Origin of the sequence: Gardnerella bretellae (genome assembly GCF_048545135.1) — a bacterium.
Classification (GTDB): Bacteria; Actinomycetota; Actinomycetes; order Actinomycetales; family Bifidobacteriaceae; genus Bifidobacterium; species Bifidobacterium greenwoodii.
On record NZ_JBKQXU010000005.1, the window covers coordinates 38,585 to 59,363 of the forward strand.

Annotated in this window: 23 protein-coding genes and 1 tRNA gene; 21 read left to right on the forward strand and 3 right to left on the reverse strand. The window is 46.8% G+C overall.

What is annotated here, in order from left to right; translation table 11 throughout:
* From rplR to ACJV7B_RS05070, 15 genes are all read left to right on the forward strand, one after another.
* On the forward strand, nucleotides 1-372 hold the full coding sequence (gene rplR / locus ACJV7B_RS05000; protein WP_004135717.1) for a 50S ribosomal protein L18: 372 nt from the start codon (nucleotides 1-3) through the stop codon (nucleotides 370-372).
* Nucleotides 369-1,097 (forward strand): 30S ribosomal protein S5, encoded by a 729-nt coding sequence (gene rpsE, locus ACJV7B_RS05005; protein ID WP_419389107.1) that lies wholly within the window; start codon nucleotides 369-371, stop codon nucleotides 1,095-1,097. The genes rplR and rpsE overlap by 4 nt, the downstream gene beginning before the upstream one ends.
* Complete coding sequence (rpmD, locus tag ACJV7B_RS05010) at nucleotides 1,097-1,279, forward strand: 50S ribosomal protein L30 (RefSeq protein WP_004105491.1); 183 nt, start codon at nucleotides 1,097-1,099, stop codon at nucleotides 1,277-1,279. Before rpsE ends, rpmD begins: the two co-directional genes overlap by 1 nt.
* 2 nt (nucleotides 1,280-1,281) lie before the next feature.
* Nucleotides 1,282-1,737: a 50S ribosomal protein L15 gene (rplO, locus tag ACJV7B_RS05015; protein ID WP_004129030.1), complete on the forward strand. Its 456-nt coding sequence runs from the start codon at nucleotides 1,282-1,284 to the stop codon at nucleotides 1,735-1,737.
* Between the two features lie 195 nt (nucleotides 1,738-1,932).
* Nucleotides 1,933-3,273 (forward strand): preprotein translocase subunit SecY, encoded by a 1,341-nt coding sequence (secY, locus tag ACJV7B_RS05020; protein ID WP_116794326.1) that lies wholly within the window; start codon nucleotides 1,933-1,935, stop codon nucleotides 3,271-3,273.
* 34 nt (nucleotides 3,274-3,307) lie between these two features.
* Entirely contained in the window at nucleotides 3,308-3,868 is a 561-nt protein-coding gene (locus ACJV7B_RS05025) for an adenylate kinase (RefSeq protein WP_004129023.1), read from the forward strand.
* Between the two features lie 168 nt (nucleotides 3,869-4,036).
* Nucleotides 4,037-4,255 (forward strand): translation initiation factor IF-1, encoded by a 219-nt coding sequence (infA, locus tag ACJV7B_RS05030; RefSeq protein ID WP_004129021.1) that lies wholly within the window; start codon nucleotides 4,037-4,039, stop codon nucleotides 4,253-4,255.
* Between the two features lie 21 nt (nucleotides 4,256-4,276).
* Nucleotides 4,277-4,390, forward strand: coding sequence for a 50S ribosomal protein L36 (gene rpmJ, locus ACJV7B_RS05035; RefSeq protein ID WP_003842636.1), 114 nt, complete (start codon nucleotides 4,277-4,279; stop codon nucleotides 4,388-4,390).
* Between the two features lie 137 nt (nucleotides 4,391-4,527).
* Nucleotides 4,528-4,905, forward strand: a complete 378-nt coding sequence (gene rpsM, locus ACJV7B_RS05040; RefSeq protein ID WP_004105472.1) for a 30S ribosomal protein S13 — start codon at nucleotides 4,528-4,530, stop codon at nucleotides 4,903-4,905.
* Nucleotides 4,906-4,988: 83 nt separating this feature from the next.
* Nucleotides 4,989-5,387, forward strand: coding sequence for a 30S ribosomal protein S11 (rpsK, locus tag ACJV7B_RS05045; RefSeq protein WP_004105468.1), 399 nt, complete (start codon nucleotides 4,989-4,991; stop codon nucleotides 5,385-5,387).
* Nucleotides 5,388-5,466: 79 nt separating this feature from the next.
* Nucleotides 5,467-6,462 carry a DNA-directed RNA polymerase subunit alpha gene (locus tag ACJV7B_RS05050; RefSeq protein WP_004134296.1) on the forward strand — a complete coding sequence of 332 codons (996 nt, stop codon included), beginning with the start codon at nucleotides 5,467-5,469 and terminating at the stop codon, nucleotides 6,460-6,462.
* Nucleotides 6,463-6,547: 85 nt separating this feature from the next.
* Nucleotides 6,548-6,982, forward strand: coding sequence for a 50S ribosomal protein L17 (gene rplQ, locus ACJV7B_RS05055; protein WP_004129014.1), 435 nt, complete (start codon nucleotides 6,548-6,550; stop codon nucleotides 6,980-6,982).
* Nucleotides 6,983-7,110: 128 nt separating this feature from the next.
* Nucleotides 7,111-8,355 (forward strand): Mbeg1-like protein, encoded by a 1,245-nt coding sequence (locus ACJV7B_RS05060; protein ID WP_419389108.1) that lies wholly within the window; start codon nucleotides 7,111-7,113, stop codon nucleotides 8,353-8,355.
* Nucleotides 8,356-8,382: 27 nt separating this feature from the next.
* Nucleotides 8,383-9,300 carry a tRNA pseudouridine synthase A gene (locus ACJV7B_RS05065; protein ID WP_419389109.1) on the forward strand — a complete coding sequence of 306 codons (918 nt, stop codon included), beginning with the start codon at nucleotides 8,383-8,385 and terminating at the stop codon, nucleotides 9,298-9,300.
* A 90-nt stretch (nucleotides 9,301-9,390) separates the two neighbouring features.
* Nucleotides 9,391-9,476 (forward strand) — tRNA-Ser (locus ACJV7B_RS05070).
* 199 nt (nucleotides 9,477-9,675) lie between these two features.
* On the opposite strand, the gene ACJV7B_RS05075 is transcribed toward ACJV7B_RS05070, so the two are convergent.
* Together ACJV7B_RS05075 and ACJV7B_RS05080 are read right to left on the reverse strand one after the other, a co-directional pair.
* Nucleotides 9,676-10,116 carry a hypothetical protein gene (locus ACJV7B_RS05075; protein ID WP_419389110.1) on the reverse strand — a complete coding sequence of 147 codons (441 nt, stop codon included), beginning with the start codon at nucleotides 10,114-10,116 and terminating at the stop codon, nucleotides 9,676-9,678.
* 36 nt (nucleotides 10,117-10,152) lie between these two features.
* Nucleotides 10,153-11,196, reverse strand: a complete 1,044-nt coding sequence (locus ACJV7B_RS05080; RefSeq protein ID WP_419389111.1) for a hypothetical protein — start codon at nucleotides 11,194-11,196, stop codon at nucleotides 10,153-10,155.
* 172 nt (nucleotides 11,197-11,368) lie between these two features.
* Between ACJV7B_RS05080 and nusA the strand changes: the two genes are divergently transcribed.
* The 5 genes from nusA (at nucleotide 11,369) to ribF (ending at nucleotide 18,526) form a co-directional block, all read left to right on the forward strand.
* Entirely contained in the window at nucleotides 11,369-12,406 is a 1,038-nt protein-coding gene (nusA, locus tag ACJV7B_RS05085) for a transcription termination factor NusA (protein ID WP_004135703.1), read from the forward strand.
* A gap of 212 nt (nucleotides 12,407-12,618) precedes the next feature.
* Entirely contained in the window at nucleotides 12,619-15,504 is a 2,886-nt protein-coding gene (gene infB, locus ACJV7B_RS05090; RefSeq protein ID WP_419389112.1) for a translation initiation factor IF-2, read from the forward strand.
* 1 nt (nucleotide 15,505) lies between these two features.
* Nucleotides 15,506-16,051, forward strand: a complete 546-nt coding sequence (gene rbfA / locus ACJV7B_RS05095; RefSeq protein ID WP_419389113.1) for a 30S ribosome-binding factor RbfA — start codon at nucleotides 15,506-15,508, stop codon at nucleotides 16,049-16,051.
* Between the two features lie 23 nt (nucleotides 16,052-16,074).
* Entirely contained in the window at nucleotides 16,075-17,211 is a 1,137-nt protein-coding gene (locus tag ACJV7B_RS05100; RefSeq protein ID WP_419389114.1) for a tRNA pseudouridine synthase B, read from the forward strand.
* A gap of 70 nt (nucleotides 17,212-17,281) precedes the next feature.
* Nucleotides 17,282-18,526, forward strand: coding sequence for a bifunctional riboflavin kinase/FMN adenylyltransferase (gene ribF, locus ACJV7B_RS05105; RefSeq protein ID WP_180964335.1), 1,245 nt, complete (start codon nucleotides 17,282-17,284; stop codon nucleotides 18,524-18,526).
* A 25-nt stretch (nucleotides 18,527-18,551) separates the two neighbouring features.
* Here ribF and radA read toward each other — a convergent pair whose 3' ends face one another.
* On the reverse strand, nucleotides 18,552-20,057 hold the full coding sequence (radA, locus tag ACJV7B_RS05110; RefSeq protein WP_032841546.1) for a DNA repair protein RadA: 1,506 nt from the start codon (nucleotides 20,055-20,057) through the stop codon (nucleotides 18,552-18,554).
* A gap of 117 nt (nucleotides 20,058-20,174) precedes the next feature.
* On the opposite strand from radA, the gene ACJV7B_RS05115 reads away from it, so the two are divergent.
* Nucleotides 20,175-20,777 (forward strand): hypothetical protein, encoded by a 603-nt coding sequence (locus tag ACJV7B_RS05115; protein ID WP_374043018.1) that lies wholly within the window; start codon nucleotides 20,175-20,177, stop codon nucleotides 20,775-20,777.
* Nucleotides 20,778-20,779: the final 2 nt, after the last annotated feature.

Sequence of the window (20,779 nt, forward strand, 5' to 3'; positions counted from 1 at the left end):
ATGAGCGTTAAGATTTTCGGTAAGGGTACCAAAGTCGCACGTTTGCGTCGTCACGCCCGTCTTCGTAAGCGCATTGCTGGCACATCTGAACGTCCTCGTTTAGTTGTTTCTCGTTCTAACCGTCACATGGTTGCTCAGATTGTGGACGATACCAAGGGTATTACTTTGGTAAGCGCTTCCACTTTAACAGCTGACTTCGCTGGTTTCACCGGTACGAAGACTGAAGCTGCAACCAAGGTTGGCGAATTAGTAGCGGCTAAGGCGAAGGAAGCGGGCATCACCGCTGTAGTCTTCGACCGTGGCGGTAACAAATATCATGGTCGCGTCGCAGCAGTAGCTGAAGGCGCCCGTCAGGGAGGTCTAGCACTGTGAGCGACAACGAAAAGGAAACCCAAGTGGCTGAAGAAACTCAGAACACTCAGGCATCCGCTGAGGAACGCAACGATGATCGTCGTTCTCGTCGCAATAAGGGCGAGGGTAGGCGCGGCGAGCGTCGTAACCGTCGTGAAGAAAACCGCGGCGAAGAGCTTCTGGATCGCGTAGTTACTATTAACCGTGTTTCCAAGACCCACAAGGGTGGTCGTACCTTCAGCTTTGCAGCACTTGTTGTTGTGGGCGACGGTAAGGGCACTGTTGGTGTTGGTTACGGCAAGTCTCGTGAAGTTCCAGCAGCTATCGCTAAGGGTCAGCTTGACGCTAAGAAGCATATGTTCACTGTTCCACGTATTCGTGGTACCGTCACTCATCCAGTGCTCGGTCACGATGCTGCTGGTACCGTGTTGCTTCGTCCAGCTGCTCCAGGTACTGGTGTAATCGCTGGTGGTGCTGTGCGTGCTGTTATGGAGTGCGCTGGTATTACAGATATCCTCACCAAGTCCATGGGTTCTGCGACCGCTGTAAACGTGGTGCGCGCTACTGTGGACGCTTTGAAGAAGCTCGAAGAGCCAGAAGAGATTTCTGCTCGTCGTGGTCTTTCTCTTGAGGAAGTTGCTCCTGATGCTTTGCTCCGTGAGCGCGCTGCCGGCATTGCCGAAGCTCGCAAGGCTCGCGAAGAAGCTCAGGCCGCCAAGGCAGCTGAAGCAAAGGATGGTGAGTGATGTCTAATTTGAAGATCACTCTGGTGCACGGTTTGGTTCATACCACTGAGCGCCAGCGCGCGAATGTTCATACGCTCGGCCTTCATAAGATTGGTCACAGCGTAGTTCGCGAAGACACCCCCGTTAATCGTGGCTTGGTCATGGCCGTGCGCCACCTGGTGAGCGTCGAGGAGGTCGACTGATTATGGCTAACGAAGAACCAATGCTGCATATGCACACATTGCGTCCAGCTCCAGGAGCTAAGAAGGATCGCATCCGCGTAGGCCGTGGTGAAGGCTCCAAGGGTAAGACCTCGGGTCGTGGTGACAAGGGCACAAAGAAGCGTTATCAGGTTCGTCCTGGCTTCGAAGGTGGCCAGCTTCCACTTTACATGCGCTTGCCTAAGTTGCGTGGATTCAAGAGTCCTTTCAAGAAGGAGTTCCAGGTCGTTAACGTTGCAGCTCTCGCTGAACTCTTCCCAAAGGGTGGCGAAGTTACTGTAGCTGACCTTATTGCAAAGGGCGCCGTGCGCGATGGTTACCCAGTTAAGGTTTTGGGCGATGGTGAATTGACTGTTGCTTTGAACTTGAAGGGTATGAAGGCTTCTGCTTCTGCTAAGGCAAAGGTTGAAGCTCAAGGCGGCTCCATCAGCGAAGAGTAGTTAGAACTACTTTAAGCTTGATGCAGTTATAAAGCTGTAGATAGTCCCTCTAGCATTGTCTAGGGGGACTATTTTTATCGACAAAACTCACCAATAATCTGTTTCAGTATGCACCGTGAGTTACACTATTGCCTCAGAGTTTGTTTTTTGCACTGTTGCGCCTAGGAGTGCGCGAAAAAAGGGAGGAAGACCCAGGTGAAAACGTTAATCCAGGCCTTCAGGACGAAGGAGTTGAGGAATAAGATCCTCTTCGTCTTCGCTATGATTATCATCTACCGTATCGGTTCGTTTATTCCGATTCCAGGTGTTGACTATAAAGTAATTCGTGCTTGCACAGCTAAGTTAGCTTCGTCAAAAGAGAACTTTATTGGGTTGGTCAACTTGTTCTCCGGCGGCTCGCTGTTGCAGCTTTCCATCTTTGCTTTGGGTGTAATGCCTTACATTACAGCTTCCATTGTGATTCAGCTTCTCCGCGTTGTTATTCCTCGCTTCGAAGCGTTGCATAAGGAAGGTCAGTCTGGCGAGACAAAGCTTACGCAGTACACTCGTTACTTAACTATTGGTTTGGCTGTTTTGCAGTCAACAACAATTTTGGTAACTGCTCGTTCAGGCGCTTTGTTCAATTATCAGTGCGGTCAGGTTATTCCAGATGGTGGCTTCTGGAGCTTGGTTGTAATGGTTTTGATTATGACCGGCGGCACTGGTTTGATTATGTGGATGGCAGAGCTTATTACAGATAAGGGCATCGGCCAAGGTATGTCTGTCTTAATCTTTATGTCTATTTGCTCCGGCTTCTTGCCAAAGCTTTGGGATATTGGTTGGGGTACTAACGGTTCTAATGGTGATTGGACTAAGTTCTCCATCGTTGGTGGCGTGCTTCTTGTAATTCTTGTTTTCGTTGACTTTGTGGAACTTGCGCAGCGTCGTATTCCTGTGCAGTACACTCGTCGCATGATTGGCCGCAAGATGTACGGCGGATCTTCCACTTATTTGCCGTTGAAGATTAATATGAGCGGTGTTATTCCACCAATCTTTGCTTCTTCTATTCTTGCTGTTCCTACTCTTATTGCCCAGTTCGGAGATAAGAGCAAGCCTTGGGTACAGTGGATTGAGAACAATCTGGCAAATTCCACGTCTGCTTGGTATATTGCCCTATACACTGTGATGATTGTATTCTTCTGCTTCTTCTACACCGAGATTACTTTTAATACGGATGAAACTGCAGATAACATGAAAGAGTATGGCGGATTTATTCCTGGAATCCGTGCCGGTAGCGCAACTAGCAACTACTTGAGCTATGTTATGAACAGGCTTAACACTGTCGGCGCTATTTATTTGCTTTTCGTTGCTTTGATTCCTACCGTTTTGATTATGGCTTTGCACTTGAATACAAAGTTGCCATTCGGCGGTACAACAATTCTGATTATTGCTGGCGTAGGTTTGGATACTTTGCGTCAGGCAAAGGCTCAGACTGAACAGTTCCAGTATGCTGGTTTCTTGTTCAATCACGAAAATCAAAAGCAAGTATCTAAGTAAATAAAATAATTTGTGAAGAATCAAGGAGATGAATATGCGATTGCTGATTATGGGTCCTCAGGGCGTTGGCAAGGGCACTCAGGCTGCTTTGTTAAGCGAGCATTACAATATTCCAGCAATTTCTACTGGTGATATTTTCCGCTATAACTTAAAAAATCAGACTGAGCTTGGCAAGCAAGTGCAGGTTTATCTTGACAAGGGCGAGTTGGTTCCAGATGAGCTGACAAACAGCATTGTTAAGGATCGTCTTGCACAAGATGATGCTAAGAATGGCTGGATTCTCGACGGTTATCCTCGCAACGCTTCCCAGGTTCAGGCTTTGGATTTAATGTTGGAAGAACTTTCAACTCCGCTCGACCACGTTGTGGCTTTAGAGGCTGAGCGTGAGGTTTTGCTCGAGCGCATGCAGAAGCGCGCAGTAGAGCAGGGTCGTTCTGACGATACTCCAGAAGTTATTGCTAAGCGTTTGGAAACATACGAAAAAGAAACTGCTCCGCTTCTTGATATTTACGATAGCCGCGGTCAGTTAGTTGAAGTTGATGGTGTTGGCGATATTAAAGAAATTAATAATCGCATCATTGAATCGCTAAACTAATAGCAGTAGAACAATAATACTAGACTGATTTATTACAGTCAGGTTTGTGTGAGAAATGCGCCCTATGCGACACGCCGAGTGTTGTATAGGGCGCATTTACTGTAATATAGAAGATTGGCGTGTCTTCGGATGCGCGAAGTAGTATGCCCAAGGATCGGAACGAGGCTCATGGCAAAAGACGGTGTGATTGAAGTCGAAGGCAAGGTAGTCGAAGCACTGCCGAATGCGATGTTTCGCGTTCAGCTCGAGAATGAGCACATCGTTCTAGCTACGATTTCCGGAAAAATGCGCAAGAATTATATCCGCATTCTTCCGCAGGATCGTGTAGTGCTGGAGATGAGTCCATACGATCTGAACCGTGGACGTATTACGTACCGTTATAAGTAAAGGTACAAGCAAAGGAAAACCATGAAGGTCAGCCCTAGCGTGAAGAGGATCTGCGAAAACTGCCGCGTGATCCGCCGTCACGGCCGCGTCATGGTGATCTGCATTAACCCACGTCATAAGCAGCGTCAGGGCTGAGCAGATTTCCATCGCGGAATACAAAGAATAAGGCGCTAAGTCACAGCAGAAGCTGAACCCTGGGTGCGCAGGCCCAGGCCGCATCTAATAATGCGGAAGACTTGGTGCACGACCTGCGTAACAGTAAAGGAATTACAATGGCACGTCTTGCCGGAGTAGATATTCCCAATGAGAAGCGCATTGAGATTGCCCTCACCTACATTTTTGGTGTTGGCCGCACTCGCGCTAAGGAAACGCTTGCCGCGACCGGTGTGAATCCGGACACTCGCGTCAAGGATCTTACGGATGAACAGCTGATCACCTTGCGTGATTATCTCGAGGCTAATTACAAGATCGAGGGCGATTTGCGTCGTGAAATTGACGCAGACATCCGTCGTAAGATTCAGATCAACTGCTATCAAGGCCAGCGTCATCGCAAGGGTCTTCCTGTGCGTGGTCAGCGTACCAAGACTAATGCTCGTACCCGTAAGGGCCCGAAGCGTACTGTCGCCGGGAAGAAGAAGGCCACCCGATAGTAGTCGGTGGTCGGCTCTAGGCCACGGATACATTTCCATCGTCTAGACATACCAACTCATTCGTCATTAGGAAACGAGGGTCAATGGCAGCTGCAAAGCAAGCCTCGCGCAAGCCGCGTCGCCGGGACCGCAAGTCGGTGCCGGTTGGGCAGGCGCATATTAAATCAACATTCAATAACACGATTATCTCCATCACCGATCCATCCGGTGCAGTCCTTTCCTGGGCTTCCGGTGGTGACGTCGGCTTTAAGGGTTCCCGTAAGTCGACTCCTTACGCTGCAGGTATGGCTGCTGAGTCTGCCGCTCGTAAGGCAATGGAGCATGGCCTTAAGAAGGTCGACGTGTTTGTTAAGGGTCCAGGTTCCGGTCGTGAAACCGCTATCCGTTCCCTCCAGTCCGCGGGTCTCGAAGTTGGTTCTATTACCGACGTTACCCCGCAAGCGCATAACGGCGTACGCCCACCAAAGCGTCGCCGCGTCTGAGCACTCTTACGAATCCATCCATCCAACCCGCTTATGGGCGGCGAGTGCACCACCGACCAGAAGCTGAAAGGATACCAAAGTGCTTATCGCACAGCGTCCGACACTTACCGAGGAATCACTGAATCCCCAGCGTTCTCGCTTTACTATTGAGCCGTTGGAACCAGGTTTTGGCTACACTCTCGGCAATTCGCTGCGTCGTACCTTGTTGAGCTCCATTCCAGGTGCTGCCGTTACTTCGGTACGCATTTCCGGAGCTTTGCATGAGTTTACGACTCTGCCAGGTGTTGAAGAAGATGTCACTGAAATTCTGCTGAACATCAAGGGCATCGTGCTCACTAGTGAGTACGACGAGCCTGTAGTGATGTATCTGCGCAAGAATGGTAAAGGTGAAGCAACCGCTGGAGACATTACTCCTCCGGCTGGCGTTACTATTGCCAACCCTGAATTGCATATTGCTACACTTGCTGAAGATGGTGAACTTGAAATTGAGTTTACTGTTGAACGCGGTCGCGGCTACGTACCAGCTCAGATGAACAAGCAGGAGAACAGCGAAATCGGCCGCATTCCTGTGGATTCGATCTACTCGCCAGTTTTGAAGGTGAGCTATAAGGTCGAAGCTACCCGCGTGGAACAGCGCACGGACTTCGATAAGCTCATCCTGGATGTGGAAACCAAGCCAGCTATTACACCGCGCGATGCTGTTGCGTCCGCAGGTTCAACCTTGGTTGAGCTTTTCGGCCTTTGCCGTGAGCTTAATCTTGAAGCTGAAGGTGTTGAAGTTGGTCCAGCGCCAATGCGTGAGGAATCTGATTCCCAGCTGGCTATACCGATTGAAGAAATGAATCTTACCCAGCGCAGCTACAACTGCTTGAAGCGCGAGGGTATTCATACAGTCGGCGAATTGGTAGTTCACACTGAGCAGGATTTGCTCGATATTCGTAATTTCGGCATGAAATCCATCGATGAGGTCAAAGAGAAGTTGCAGTCCATGGGTCTGTCTTTGAAGGCTTCGCCGATTGGCTTCGACGCCAATAATCTCGAAGGTGGCACTTTCTTCTCGCCTGAAGACGAGTAGAATTCACCTGCAATCGTCGTAAAATTCGGATGTTCGGGTTGATGCCCACCTGAGTTTTCGGCAATTGCGACAATAAGGAGTAATAATGCCTACACCGAAACAAGGCCCTCGTCTGGCTTCTAGCCCGGCTCATGAGCGCCTGATGCTGGCCAACATGGCGACCAGCCTCTTCCAGCACGGTCGTATTGTGACGACGTTGCCAAAGGCAAAGCGTCTTCGTCCGCTTGCTGAGCGTTTGATTTCATTCGCTAAGCGTGGCGATTTGCATTCGCGTCGTCGCGTGTTGCGCGTGATTCGCAACAAGTCCGTGGTTCACGTTCTTTTCACTCAGATTGCTGAGCAGATGAAGCAGCGTGAAGGCGGCTACACCCGCATCGTGAAGATTGCTCCACGTCGTGGCGATACCGCTCCTCAGGCAATTATTGAGCTTGTAACTGAGCCAGTAAGCCCAAAGAAGGCTGTTGTGAAGGAAGCTGAAGCAGCTACTAAGGTAGCAGCTAAAGAAGAAGCTGCCGAGTAGTCAGCATTTCAGCTTTACGCATCGGTAAAGTAAATCTTAAAGTTAAGCGTAAATTCGCTTCTTGAAGAATTGCTAAAACGAGTCGAGGATTTCCTCGGCTCGTTTTTTATTTGTATTATTATTGAATTATGTCGAATGTTATTGATTTGTTGCGCAACGATTTCTCTACCTTCGCTCAGCGCAAGTTTAATGCCGTAGATGCGCTTATTTTGTGCGAGTTATCTTATATAAATATGCCAACGTACGTGCCAAAATATTGCGATAATCCAAAGAATATTTCTACTGTATCTATTAACGAATTGCTTAGAATAGAAGAATATTCGTCAATGTTTTCTTCTGGATCTCCCAAAGTAGATAAATTCCGCAGGAAGCTGCTTCTTGCTGTCGCTTCCAGCCCTAGGTATAGGGGAATTCGCGTAGGGGAGTATCTTGAGAGGTTTGATGAATCAAATATTGACGAATCATTAGAGCAGCAGTTTGCTGGAGTTACTTTTGATCTTAGCAATTGCGAGGGGATTGATAATCCTCATACTCTTGTTGTGGCTTTTCGCGGCACTGACAGTACGCTTGTTGGGTGGAAAGAAGATTTCAACATGGCTTTCCGCTGCCCAGTGCCAGCGCAAGAATCTGCTGCTGAATATTTGACTTCTGTAGCGCAAAGATATAGCAAGCGTTATTCTAATAAAAACTTCTTTAATAAAATTTTTGCGAACAAACTTTTTGCCCGCTTTTCAAAATCTTCCGTAGACTTGCAAAATAATAATCCAAATATTATTGTTGTCGGTCATTCAAAAGGTGGGAACATGGCTGCTTATGCGGCTATGCGCTTAGATGCTACAAGTCAAAAACTAGGTGATCTTGTATCAAAAATTTATTCTATGGACGGACCTGGTTTTGCGTCTGATGTAGTGGATACAAGCGTTTTTGCGAATGTTTCAAGTCGTATTGAAAAAGTAGTTCCGCAGTCTGCCTTTATTGGATTGATTATGGATACGGGAGTGCCGTATAAGGTTACATTTGCCGATTCGATTGGATTAATGCAACATTTTGGCATGTATTGGCAGATTAAAAATGGTGATTTTGACTACTGTGATTGCGTAACTCCGCGCGCTCTGGCCGTTTCTAAGGCTGCAAACGAGTGGATGATGAATCTGCCATTTGAGGAGCGAAAGCGCAGAATTGACAGCGTTTATAGCATTTTTAGCAGTTTGGGTTACCCAACTTTTGATGAAATGTCTTCTCATTGGTCGGAGGTTGTTCCTAAATTATTGAAGATTGCAATGCATATGGATTCAAAAACTTATGAGCTTATTCGTAGTGTTATGAGTGCTTTTGCGCTTGCGGGCGGCAGCTCTTCGGATAAGAAAAGCTAGTGTAAAGTCTGTTTGGAAAGGTTTTGAATGCGACTTCGCTTAGATTTAGCTTACGATGGTGGCGGATTTTACGGTTGGGCTAAGCAGCCTACTTTGCGAACTGTGCAGGGTGAAATTGAGGGGGCTTTGCACACAGTATTGCGTGTGCCAGAAGGGGATGCTGCTGAGCCGCTGCGCCTTACTGTGGCTGGACGTACGGATACGGGCGTGCATGCGTCGCATCAGGTTTGTCATCTTGATGTTTGTGAAGAAACTTTGCTGCGGTGCGTAGGGCATACTGGATTGAACGGTGTTTGCGCGCTCGAGTACCGGCTTAAGCATGTTTTGCCGCAAGATATTTCGTTGCATAAGGTAAGTGTTGCGCCACTTGGTTTTGATGCGCGCTTTTCTGCGTTGGAGCGCACGTATGTGTATCGTATTTGCGACGCTTCTGATTATTGTGATTATGACCCTCGTATGCGTGGTTTTGTTTTGAAACTTGACGATGTTTTGGATGTTGATGCAATGAACCAGGCTGCTGGGCTTATGATTGGCCTTCACGATTTTGGATCTTTTGCTCGCCCTAATCCTGGTGGCACTACTATTCGCGATGTAAAGAGTGCTTGTTGGGAACGTGTTGGAGAGCGCGCTAATGACGTGCGCGTTAAGCTTAAAACTGGCTGCGTGCCGCCTGTTGAGCAGGGTTTGCTTGAGTTTACTATTGTTGCTGATGCTTTCGCTCACAATATGGTGCGCTCGCTTGTGCAGGCTTGCGTGCAGATTGGGCGTGGTAAGCGCACGCTTGATTGGTTTGTTGAGAAGATTAATACGCCGATTCGTGAAGGTTCTACTGGTCCTATTGCGCCGCAAGGTTTGACTTTAGAATATGTGGCGTATCCGCCGGATGATGAGCTTGCGGAGCGTGCGGAAAAGATTCGCGCTCGCCGTGATTCTGCTGAGTTATAGCGTTTCAACTCGCCATAATTTTATATTCGCGCCATGGTTTACAATTGAAAAGTTGCGTTTGTGCGCGATTTTGTTGCGCGAATCGCAAGTGGATGAATGTCCGAGCGGTCTAAGGAGCACGCCTCGAAAGCGTGTGAGGGTAAAATCCTCCGCGAGTTCGAATCTCGCTTCATCCGCGAATTAACCAAGCCTAAAGCATGTAAATTGCTTTAGGCTTTTTTATTCGCCGAGCTTTCTCAAAACTGAAAGTGCAGTGCACTTTCAGTGAAAGCGAGGTCTGCCTTCGTCTCGATTGACGAGGGCAGGGCAGGCTAGTGTGTTAGCGTAGTGTGTTAGGTTTGTGTTGCTGCATTTTTAGATTATATGACATTTAGTTTAATAAACTTTATTTTCATTTGCTTGTGATTCTTTTTCTAATACGGAACTAATCCAATCTAAGTCGTCCATAGTAGATATCTGCAATTCATTGGTATATCTACGAAGATATAGCCATCGTCCAATTACATCCCAAATAAAAATACTTCTTGGACAAGTATTTTTTTCATCAAAATTAGGTGTTTTTCTCTTTCTAACTAATTTAACGTATTTTTGCAATGATTTAGATTCTTCCATATCTACAACAACAGATGCAGTGGAATTTGCATTTACTACAGCATATTCACAAACTGATTCCTCATGTTCAAGAAGTATATATGATAACAAAAGTAAAATCATATACGAAGCAATAAAAACAGTAATATATTTACGAATACGTTTTTTAGCTTGCTCTGATAAGCGATTAGACAGTGTACGTTTTAAATAATGTAGTAATGACATTAGTTATACCTCTATTGGAGACCATACCAAATTATACTATTTCAAAACCAAATTTGTATCTGTTGGGTAGCCTAGAGCGTAGGCGCGCAATAATCTGGAAGTAATCAGCTTTATTACAGCATCTTTAAAATCCTTATGCGCTTGAACAGCAGAGTATTCGTAGCTTGTTTCGTTGCGATTGTTTTTTGACGCGCTTTTAGTTTTATTTTCTTCAATAACTATTATTTGATTAAAAGCAGTAAGTTCAGTTCGTGCGCAATCCATATAAGCTATGGCTGCAATCGGCAAATCTTTTCCGCTTGCCTTATCTTGCGCTTTTCCACTTTCAAGAGCGTCGGATGGAATCTCATATATTTTTTTGCGCAAATCATCGCCTTTTCCGGATGCGTTCATAAAAGTTTGAGCATTTGTTGATGCCATATCGCTATATTCCAACGGCAGTCCTGGAACTTTTTTTGCGGCCAAAGTTTGTAGTATAAACGCTAGCTGATCTTCTGCAGCTGCTGCGCTGGCCAAAGGGTGATGTGTCCATTGAAAATTGTTGTAATGCTTTACTGTTTTTGTAAATTGTATATAAGCGTTACGCTCTAGTTGATGAGTTATTGAAGATTCTGGGTTTTCTTGGTTTTCTGCGCTTTCGTAAGCATTTTCCTCATCGCTTGTGCCAGCAATCTCTTCGGCGATTTTTGACTTATTGTTTCCAGATTCTTTAGATAATATTTCCCATTTTGCTTTAGCGCTATAAACAATACTTTCGCTTAATCTTCCTGGGCATTGTTGTGCTACAGTTTCCCATTCTTTTGCGGAAGATTCCAAGTCTGAAGTAGATACATTATTTACGTTATTTTCAATAAATTGTTGATTTTTTTGCGCTAAACGGTAGGCTTTTGCGCAAATATTTTCGCCAGAATTAGATTTTACAGTATGATCTACGTGAATGTTTTGCAATGTGCCGCAAGATGCTAGAGTAAAAACTAGCGTAGGCGTCAATAAAGCACAAACGAAAATCTTAAGCGCAATTTTTATGCTGCGCTTTGCGTTAGTACGCACGGCTTTTAACAAAACATAAAGTGTCTGCATAATCTACTAAAATAGCCACTGACTGTGACCAATATCGACTGTATTAATTCAGTAAGGTGTTGGCTTGTCTGCAACTTAAAGCAAATCTGATTATAAATGCTGTATCAGAATGCAAAACGGTTGCAAAAATAATAATCATAAATGAATGCGTTATAACGAGAGGACGTGCGCGATGGAATTGGATTTGGCGGGAATGCATCAGCTTGCGGCACAGCAGGGGATTAATGCCGAGGAGCTGGACGAGGCGCTCGCCGAGGCCTTGCGTCTTGCGTATATGAAAACCGCTCATCCTGCAAAGCATGTGCGAGTTGAACTGGATGAACGTGCAGGTTCGTTCACTGTGTGGGCTAGGGATGAAATTCCTGGTAAGCCTACTGAAGATAACCCGTATCCAGCTCCAACGCTGGGAGAAGAGTACGACGATACTCCTCGCGATTTTGGTCGTCTTGCTGCGGCAACAGCCCGCCAAGTTATTAGCCAAATCTTCCGTAAGGCTGAAGATGATCGCGTATTTGGTGCTTTTTCTGGTCAGAAAGGCAAGCTGATTAACGGAATTATTCAGCAGGATGCCAAAGATACTACTAATATTCACGTTGCTGTCGGGGATGTTGAAGCGATTTTGCCTCGCCGTGAGCAGGTTCCAGGTGAACGTTACCGCCATGGTGAGCGTATTCGCGTATATGTTGTAAATGTTGCGCGTGGTCTTCGCGGACCAGAAATTGTGGTTTCTAGGTCGCATCCTGAGCTTGTTCGTCGTCTTTTTGAGCGCGAAGTTCCAGAGCTTGTTTCTGGTGCTGTTTCGATTATGGCGATTGCTCGAGAGGCTGGAGCTCGCACGAAGATTGCTGTACGCGCTAACTCTGAGGGCGTTAATCCAAAGGGAGCTTTGATTGGTCCTGGAGGCTCTAGGGTGCGTGCGGTAATGGAAAATTTGGGTCAAGAAAAGATTGATATTGTCGATTGGTCGGATGACCCAGCGAAGTTTGTTGCCGCCGCGCTTTCTCCAGCAACTGTTACGCAGGTGCAGGTAGTTAGCGAAAAAAATCAGACTGCTGTTGCGTTTATTCATGATGCTCAGCTTTCTCTTGCTATTGGCAAGGAAGGTCAGAATGCTCGTTTGGCTGCAAAGCTGACTGGTTGGAAGATTGGCATTGAGTCTCAAGAAGAGCATGATAAGAAAGTTGCTGCAGCTCAAGGTCAAAACGCATAATCTTTAGTAGTGGCGACACTCGCACCAATCCAACGTTTCGAGTATGCTGAAAGCTGGAATCTGGGCGAAAAAGCAGTAGCATCGTCCTGCACAAGACGAGGTACAAGATCATGGTCGCACGATGATATATCGCACGATAATAAATAATAAGCTCGCAATAATGTAAAGTGGCCGCGTGTGCTAGCGCTGCCACAGACAGAGGAGAACACTGAGTGGTTAAAAAGCGCGTGTATGAACTGGCCAAAGAATTTGGTGTAGACAGTAAAACCGTGTTGGAGCGTTTGAAGGGCATGGGCGAATTTGTTAAGTCCGCTTCTTCAACAGTTGAGGCTCCAGTAGTGCGTCGTTTGCAGGCGGCGCTTGCAGCTGAAGGAAATCAAGCAGGTAACAAGTCAGGTAGCAAGCCTGCTAAAGCTGCTGCAAATCCTGCTGCAACTACAGCTTCAAAGCAAGCTGCAAATCAGTCTGCAAATCAGTCTGCAAAACCTTCTGGTGCTGCAAAACCTTCTGCGCCAAAAGCTAAGTCTCAGGCTGAATCTCAAAAACGCGCTGCGGGCAATCAAAATCCGGAGCAATCCGAACGTTCTGCAGCTTCTAAGGCCTCACAAAAGTCTGAAACAAATCACTCTCGCGCAAATCATAATCCTCGTCCATCTTCTTCTGGCGAATCAAAGAATGCAGAGCGTCGTGGTGAAAACCGTGAGAATCGCGAGAATCATGCGCAGATGCCTCCTCGTCCGCGCCCGCATCAGGGTGCTCAAGGAGCAGGTAATGCAACCCCTCGTCCTGGTAATAATCCGTTTAGTCGTAAGCAGGGCATGCATTCTCCTACCCCTGGAGATATTCCTCGTCCTCACCCGATGTCTCGTCCAGGCGCTAAAGATGGCCGCGGTGGCCGTCCAGGCCAGGGTGGAGCTGGTAACGCAAATGGTGCGCGCGGTGAACGTGGCGGAAATCGTTCTCGCGGCGCTCGCTCTAACCAAGGAGCTGGGCGTTCTCAGTGGTCAGGTCAGCGTCGCGGTGGCGCATCTAATGGCGCTGGCTCTTCAAATAGCAGGCCGTCTGCAGAATCGCGCTTTAATGCAAATCAAGCTGCAACTTTCCAGGCTGCAGCAGCTGGTGCTCCAAACGGTGGTCCATCTCGCGGCGGCGGTCGCGGTAGAGCAGGCGCTGCAGGTGCATTCGGTCGTCAGGGAGGCAAGTCTTCTAAGGCTCGCAAGAATCGTTTAGCTAAGCGTCGTGAATACGAAGAGCTTAAAGCACCAGTTATTGGTGGCGTGCGCATTCCTTCTGGTAACGGCGCTACTATTCGTCTGCGTCAGGGTGCAACTCTTTCTGACTTGGCAGAAAAAATTGATGTCAATCCAGCAGCTTTGGTAACTGTGCTCTTCCACTTGGGAGAAATGGCAACAGCTACACAGTCTTTGGATGAGTCGACATTCCAAATTTTGGGTGAAGAAATCGGCTGGAATATCAATATTGTTTCTGCTGAAGAAGAAGATAAAGAGCTTTTGCAGCAATTCGATATTGATTTGGACGAAGAAGAGTTGCAGGAAGATGACGATTTGCAATCTCGTCCACCTGTTGTTACCGTTATGGGTCACGTTGATCACGGTAAAACTCGTTTGCTTGACACTATCCGTAAGTCGAATGTTATCGATCGCGAAGCTGGCGGTATTACGCAGCGAATCGGTGCTTATCAGGTAACTGTAAATCTTGAGGGTAAGCCTCGTAAGATTACATTCCTCGATACTCCAGGTCACGAAGCGTTTACTGCTATGCGTGCTCGTGGTGCTGAGCTTACAGACGTTGCTATTCTTGTTGTTGCAGCAGACGACGGTGTTATGCCTCAGACTGTTGAAGCAATTAACCACGCTCAAGCGGCTCACGTGCCAATTGTTGTGGCTGTGAACAAGATTGATGTTGAAGGTGCTAACCCAGACAAGGTTCGCGGTCAGCTTACTGAGTACGGTTTGGTTGCTGAAGAGTACGGCGGTGACACCATGTTTGTGGATATTTCCGCAAAGCAGGGCACTAACGTCAATAAGCTTCTTGAAGCTGTGCTTCTTACTGCAGACGCTGAGCTTGATCCTAAAGCAAATCCAAATATGGACGCTCGCGGCGCAACTATTGAGGCTCGACTCGACAAGGGTCGTGGTGCTGTTGCTACTGTTTTGGTTCAGCAGGGTACTCTTCACGTTGGCGATTCTATTGTTGCAGGCACTTCTTACGGACGTGTTCGCGCTATGCTCGACGAAAACGGAAATCACTTGCAGGATGCAGCTCCTTCCACTCCTGTTCAGGTGCTTGGTTTGACTTCTGTTCCAACCGCAGGCGACCTGTTCTTGGTTACTTCGGACGACCGTTCTGCTCGTCAGATTGCGGAGAAGCGTGCAGCTACAGAGCGTGCAGCTCAGCTTGCTAAGCGCCGCAAGGTTGTGTCTCTTGAAAGCCTTAAGGAACAGTTCGCTAAGTCTGAAGTTGATATGCTGAACATTGTTATTAAGGGTGATTCCTCCGGTTCCGTGGAAGCTTTGGAAGATTCCTTGATGAAGATTGAGGTTTCTGAAGAAGTTGGAATTCAGGTTATTCACCGCGGTGTTGGTGCAATTACTCAGAACGATGTGAACTTGGCAACTGTTGACAAGGCTGTGATTATTGGCTTCAACGTGCGTCCAAACCGTCAGGTTGCTGATTTGGCAGATCGCGAAGGCGTGGAAGTTAAGTACTACTCTGTTATTTACAAGGCAATTGAAGATATTGAAGCTGCTTTGAAGGGTATGCTTAAGCCGGAATTCGAAGAAGTTGTTACTTCGCATTCCGAAATTCGCGAAATCTTCCGTTCTTCCAAGTTTGGCAATATTGCTGGTGTTATGGTTCAAGACGGCGAAGTCAAGCGCGGTACGAAGTGCCGTATTTTGCGCGACGGCGTTGCTACAGTCAACGACCTGGAAATCTCCAGCTTGCGTAGGTTTAAGGATGACGTGCAGTCCGTTAGCGAAGGTTATGAAGCAGGTATTAACCTTGGAAGCTTCAACGACATTGAGCTTGGCGACGTAATCGAAACCTTTGAAATGAAGCAGATTGAGCGCAAGTAATATGGCAGGAACAAATCCTAGAGCTGCACGTATTGCAGCGTTAATTCAGCGCGTGATCGCCTCTAATATGGAGTCGCAGTTGCACGATAAGCGTCTTGCTAGTGTAACTATTACGGAAGTTAGAGTTACTAACGATTTGCAAATTGCAAAAGTTTATTGGACTCAGCTTGGTCATGCTGGAAAAGAGCAGGGTGAGCGTCAGCGTGCAGCCCAGGCTTTGCAGCAGGCTCACGGACGTTTGCGCTCTTTGGTTGGTGCAAAAGCTGGTTTGCGTTTAACTCCGCAATTGCAGTTCGTTTACGACGAAGTGCCTACGGAAGCGCACGAAATTGAGGATATTTTGGTTGCTGCTCGTCATCGTGACGAAGAGTTAGCTAAAATGCGCGAAAATGCTAAGTATGCTGGCGAGTCGGATCCTTATAAGAAGCCGCATGAAGATGATGAGTCTGACGACGATTTTGAAGATGACGACTTTGAAGACGATTCTGACGACTTTGAAGATGACGAACCTGCAGAATCTTCAGAACCTGTAGAATCTGCAGAATAGCGCGAAAAAATCTTAATTTGCATATGACGCAATTCACACCATCTTCCGGCATTTTACTTGTAGACAAGCCGCAGGGAGTTACAAGTCACGATGTAGTTTCCTGCGCTCGTCACCTTTTGCACACAAAACGTGTAGGTCACGCAGGAACGCTTGATCCTATGGCAACAGGTTTGCTAATCGTAGGTTTTGGTAACGCAACGCGCTTGCTCAACTACATGCTCGGTCACAACAAAACCTACGAGGCGGTAATTCGCTTGGGTGAGTCTACGACTACAGATGATGCAGACGGTGAGATTTTGCAACAAAACAATCTACAATTAGGTCCTGGAGTTGTTACTAAAGCTGCAGACGATTTGCTTTTGAAGCTTCTTTTTGAAAGCGATTCTTGTAATAGTGAGCTTATAAACCGAGCTTTTGAGCGAATTAAGCAAGTTATTAAAGAAAACTTAACTGGCAAAATTATGCAAGCTCCAACCGCTTTTTCTGCAATTAAAATTAACGGTCAGCGAGCATACGATTTAGCTCGCGAAGGAAAAACTGTAGAAATTCCGTCTCGCGAAGTAACTATTAGCGATTTTTATGTTGCTAATCCTTGTATTTCGCGCGGCAAAAGCGGAAGAAAAGTATGCGATATTACTGCAACTGTTTATTGCAGTAGTGGCACATACATTCGTGCTTTAGCGCGCGATTTAGGCCGTCTTCTTGGTGTTGGAGGGCATCTTATTTCGCTTCGACGCACAAGCATCGGCGATTTTTCAGTAACAGATCCTCGCGTTCTTAAACTTCGCACGGAAACTCGCGAATTTACCGATAGGGAAGGTGTTTTACAAAAACGTTCAAAAGCTGTGCCGGAAAAAGATTTTGACGCCGATATTTGTCTTCCTAAAACCTGCTTAAACATGTTTGAAGCAGCCGAGCATACTTTACCAATGCTACAAATTGACGAAACTCAAGCAAAAGACTTGCGTTTTGGGCGTTGGCTTAGTTTTGAATCAGAAGAAAATTCTCAACAATATCCTGCAATAGCCTACGTTAAATCCTCAAACAATGCGCAAAATGACGTAGTTGCTGTAGTTGAGCAAGCAAAAAATAGCAAAACTAATCAAATCAAACCAATTGTGGTATTTCCGGCAAGCCAGAAGACTGGTAAACTGTATTAAGGATTGAAAATAAGGAATTACGCAAGACGTATTGCGTACGTAAAGCTTCAACGCGGATAGTAAGGATATCATGAAGGTCATCGACATTCGACCAGATGCCAACGGCATGATTAATTGGCCAACGCTAAGTGCAGAGCGTAAAGCAGTTGTTACAATTGGTGTGTTCGACGGTATGCACAAGGGGCATCGTGAGGTTGTTCGCCGCACTGTTGAACTTGCGCACCGCCACGGCGCGTTTTCTGTTGTTATTATGTTCGATCCGCGCCCAAGTGTGGTACATGCAAACCCTGATTTATACGACGATTTTGGCGATTGCAACACGGATCTTCCGGAAGATTCGGATGCGCTTACCAGCGTTCGTCAACGCTTGCGTGTGCTTTCTGAGCTAGATGTTGATCACGTTGTTATTGTGCGTTACAGCCTTGCTTTTGCTGCAAAATCGTACCGTTTCTTCTTAGGTCAGCTCGTAGGAAAGCTTGGTATGCGAGCTTTGGTTCTTGGCTCTGACGCTGCTCTTGGCGCTCGCAGGGCTGGAAATATTCAAGCGATTCGCGAATTATCTAAGGCAACGGGCGTTTTTGAGCTTATTGAGGTAGAAGATTTAGGCCCGGAGGATGTTCGCGTGCCAGATCCTATTGTGCGCGAAGTTCCTAAGGGTTCTGGAGAGCCGGAAGATCCTGCTGAAGGCATGAATAAGGCGGAATATCGCGCTTGGAGTAAGAGTATGCCGAATAAGAAGGTGCGTGCTTGGAGCTCTACGAATGTTCGCTGGATGCTTGCAACTGGGCGTGTTAAGGCGGCTCGCGAAATTTTGGATCAACCGCATCGCGTTGAAGGAACAGTGGTTCATGGAGATGAGCGCGGTCGTGAGATTGGTTTCCCAACAGTGAATCTTGGTGAAAAAATTGAAGGATATATTCCAGTTGATGGCGTATACGCTGGTTGGGTTGTTGATTTAGATTCAGATAATAAGAATGAAATGCGCCCAACAAAGAGCACTGTGCCGGATGTTAGCGTTTTGCGCCGAGATGAGCTTCATTTAGGCGTACATTCTCCATGGCGTTGGCCAGCTGCGATTTCAATCGGCACAAAGCCAACGTTTAATAAAGATGGTGAGGACGAAGCTGAGCGCACAGTTGAAGCTTACGGATTGTTCGACGATTGGAAGGATTTGTACGGACACCGCGTTTGCATTGAGTTTGCTAGTTTCTTGCGCCCACAGCAGGCTTTCGATTCTGTTGATGAGCTAAAAAATATGCTTAAAGCCAATGTTGAACAGGTGCGTGAAATTACCGACGCTGAGGCTGAAGACTAAGTTTACTTAACTTGTCTTACATCCTTTACAGCCCAAGCGCTTGCAACGCATCTCGAACGTTGCGCACTTCAACAATCTGCAATCCTGGAATATTAATTTTCTTTCGAAGCGGGCACACAACAGCGCGCTTGTATCCTATTCTGGCCGCTTCGCGCAAGCGCGGCTCCATTCTAGGAACAGGACGCACTTGACCAGTTAAGCTTATTTCGCCAATTGCGCACGTTTTTTTAGCTACAGCTTTTCCGCTTGCGGCGCTTGCCAAAGCAGCAACAATTGCAACATCGCACGAAGGCTCTTTTGCAAGCGCGCCGGCAATCGTAGAAACATACAAATCTTTTGCAAGTAAATTAACTCTTCCATGACGATACAAAACAGCCGTAAGCATTGCAATACGGTTTGCATCAACCCCAGAAACTGCGCGACGAGGTGTTGGGAGTGCAGATTGCGTTACAAGCGCCTGTATTTCAATTGGCAGGCTTCGGTGTCCTTCTAGCGTAAAAGTGACGCAAGTTCCGTCGTTTGTGCCATCTTGCGCATTTTTACCTTGATTATCGTTTTCTGTAGAAGACAAAAACAGTCCGGAAGGATCTGGCACTTCCTCAATTCCCTCGCCACTCATATCGAAGCAGCCAACTTCGTCAGTTGGTCCAAAACGATTCTTAACAGCTCTAAGCATGCGCAAAGCCGTCTGCGAATCTCCCTCAAACTGGCAGACTGTATCAACTAAATGCTCAAGAGTGCGAGGGCCTGCAATAGAGCCGTCTTTAGTAACATGACCAACCAGCATAACTGGAATATTATTCGTTTTAGCAACATCAATAAGCGCGCTCGCAACTTCGCGCACCTGAGTTGAGCCGCCGGTAATGCCTTCAACGTCTCGAGCAACGATTGTTTGCGCAGAATCGACAATGGCAAGCGTTGGCCTGTGAGCTTCAATAAGATCAAGAACAGTGTCTAAGTCTCCGGTTGTTGCAAGAAGCAAGTAGTCGTTTACAGCGTTAATTCTAGATGCGCGTAACTTTACTTGAGCAGCTGACTCTTCGCCGGAAATGTATAAAACAGGAGGATTTCCATTTAATTTCGCCTGTTTTGCAATATTTGACGCAGCTTCTAAAAGAAGAGTTGATTTTCCGATTCCAGGCTCACCTGCAATAAGAGTTACTGAACCCGGCACAAGACCGCCGCCTAAAACGCGATCAAATTCGCCAAAGCCTGTGTGAATACGAAGTGCATCGTCGGCTTCAATTTCGCTCATCGGTTGAGCTGATATTGATGAGTTTATTGCGTTTGCAAAGTTTGCTGAGTTTACTGAGTTTGCTGACAAGTATCCTGCGTTTGCTACCGTATTTCTAGCATTTCCTGCGCGCGTCATCCTCGAGGCGCGAGTGGTTTTTGAAAGCCCACTAACGCGCGCTTCTTTAAACTCGTTTACTGTGCCCCATTCGCCACATTCCGGGCAGCGTCCATACCATTTTGACCCGCTCCATCCGCATTCGGAGCATAAATAGTGCAGGGGAGATTTACTAGCCATATTTAGACGCTATATGTCTTTAGCGACAATGACGCGCTGTGCTTTATAAAGCCTCAAAAAAGCAGCGTTACAGACTTACGCGTCATCGTGCTGTGAGATAATGCAAGTATGTCGGATATGAATGTTTCAAATGCTAATGGATCAACACATCACAAGTTATTAGTTGTAGTTACGTCTGCAGCAGTAGTGGTTATTTTAGCGTTTCTTTCAGCTTTCGTGTGGCCGGGTTGGGCGCTTAATCACGATAATTCTGCAAATAAAAATCATGTTGCTGTGCCAAAAACACCATCTATACCAGCTAAAGCTTTGCCGGTTTCTTCAACAGCTTTGTTGAAGTCTATGCCGGATAGTGTTCTTGATTTTGCGCGAGTTGACGCAATTCCTAGCGCAACTTGGACTGAATCGTCGCCTTTGGAAGAATATAGCGTAAAGTATTCAACAGGTCAGAGCGATGGTGAGGTTTCGTTAACTGTTGCGCAATGGTCGAATCGTGATTCTGCAAATAAGCAATACGAAGCATTGCTCGACGGTCTTAAGGGTTCGGACGTTGCAAGCGGTAAGATTCAAGTTGCTGGTAAAACGGTTGGCAGCTACGTGCTTCGTGTTGATGAGAATGATAAAACTCAGGCGAGCGCATTATGGCAAAACGACACTGCTGTTTTTGAGGTAACTGGTTCGAAGCAGTCTGTAGAGCGTTTTTACCACAGCTTCCCAATGTAAAT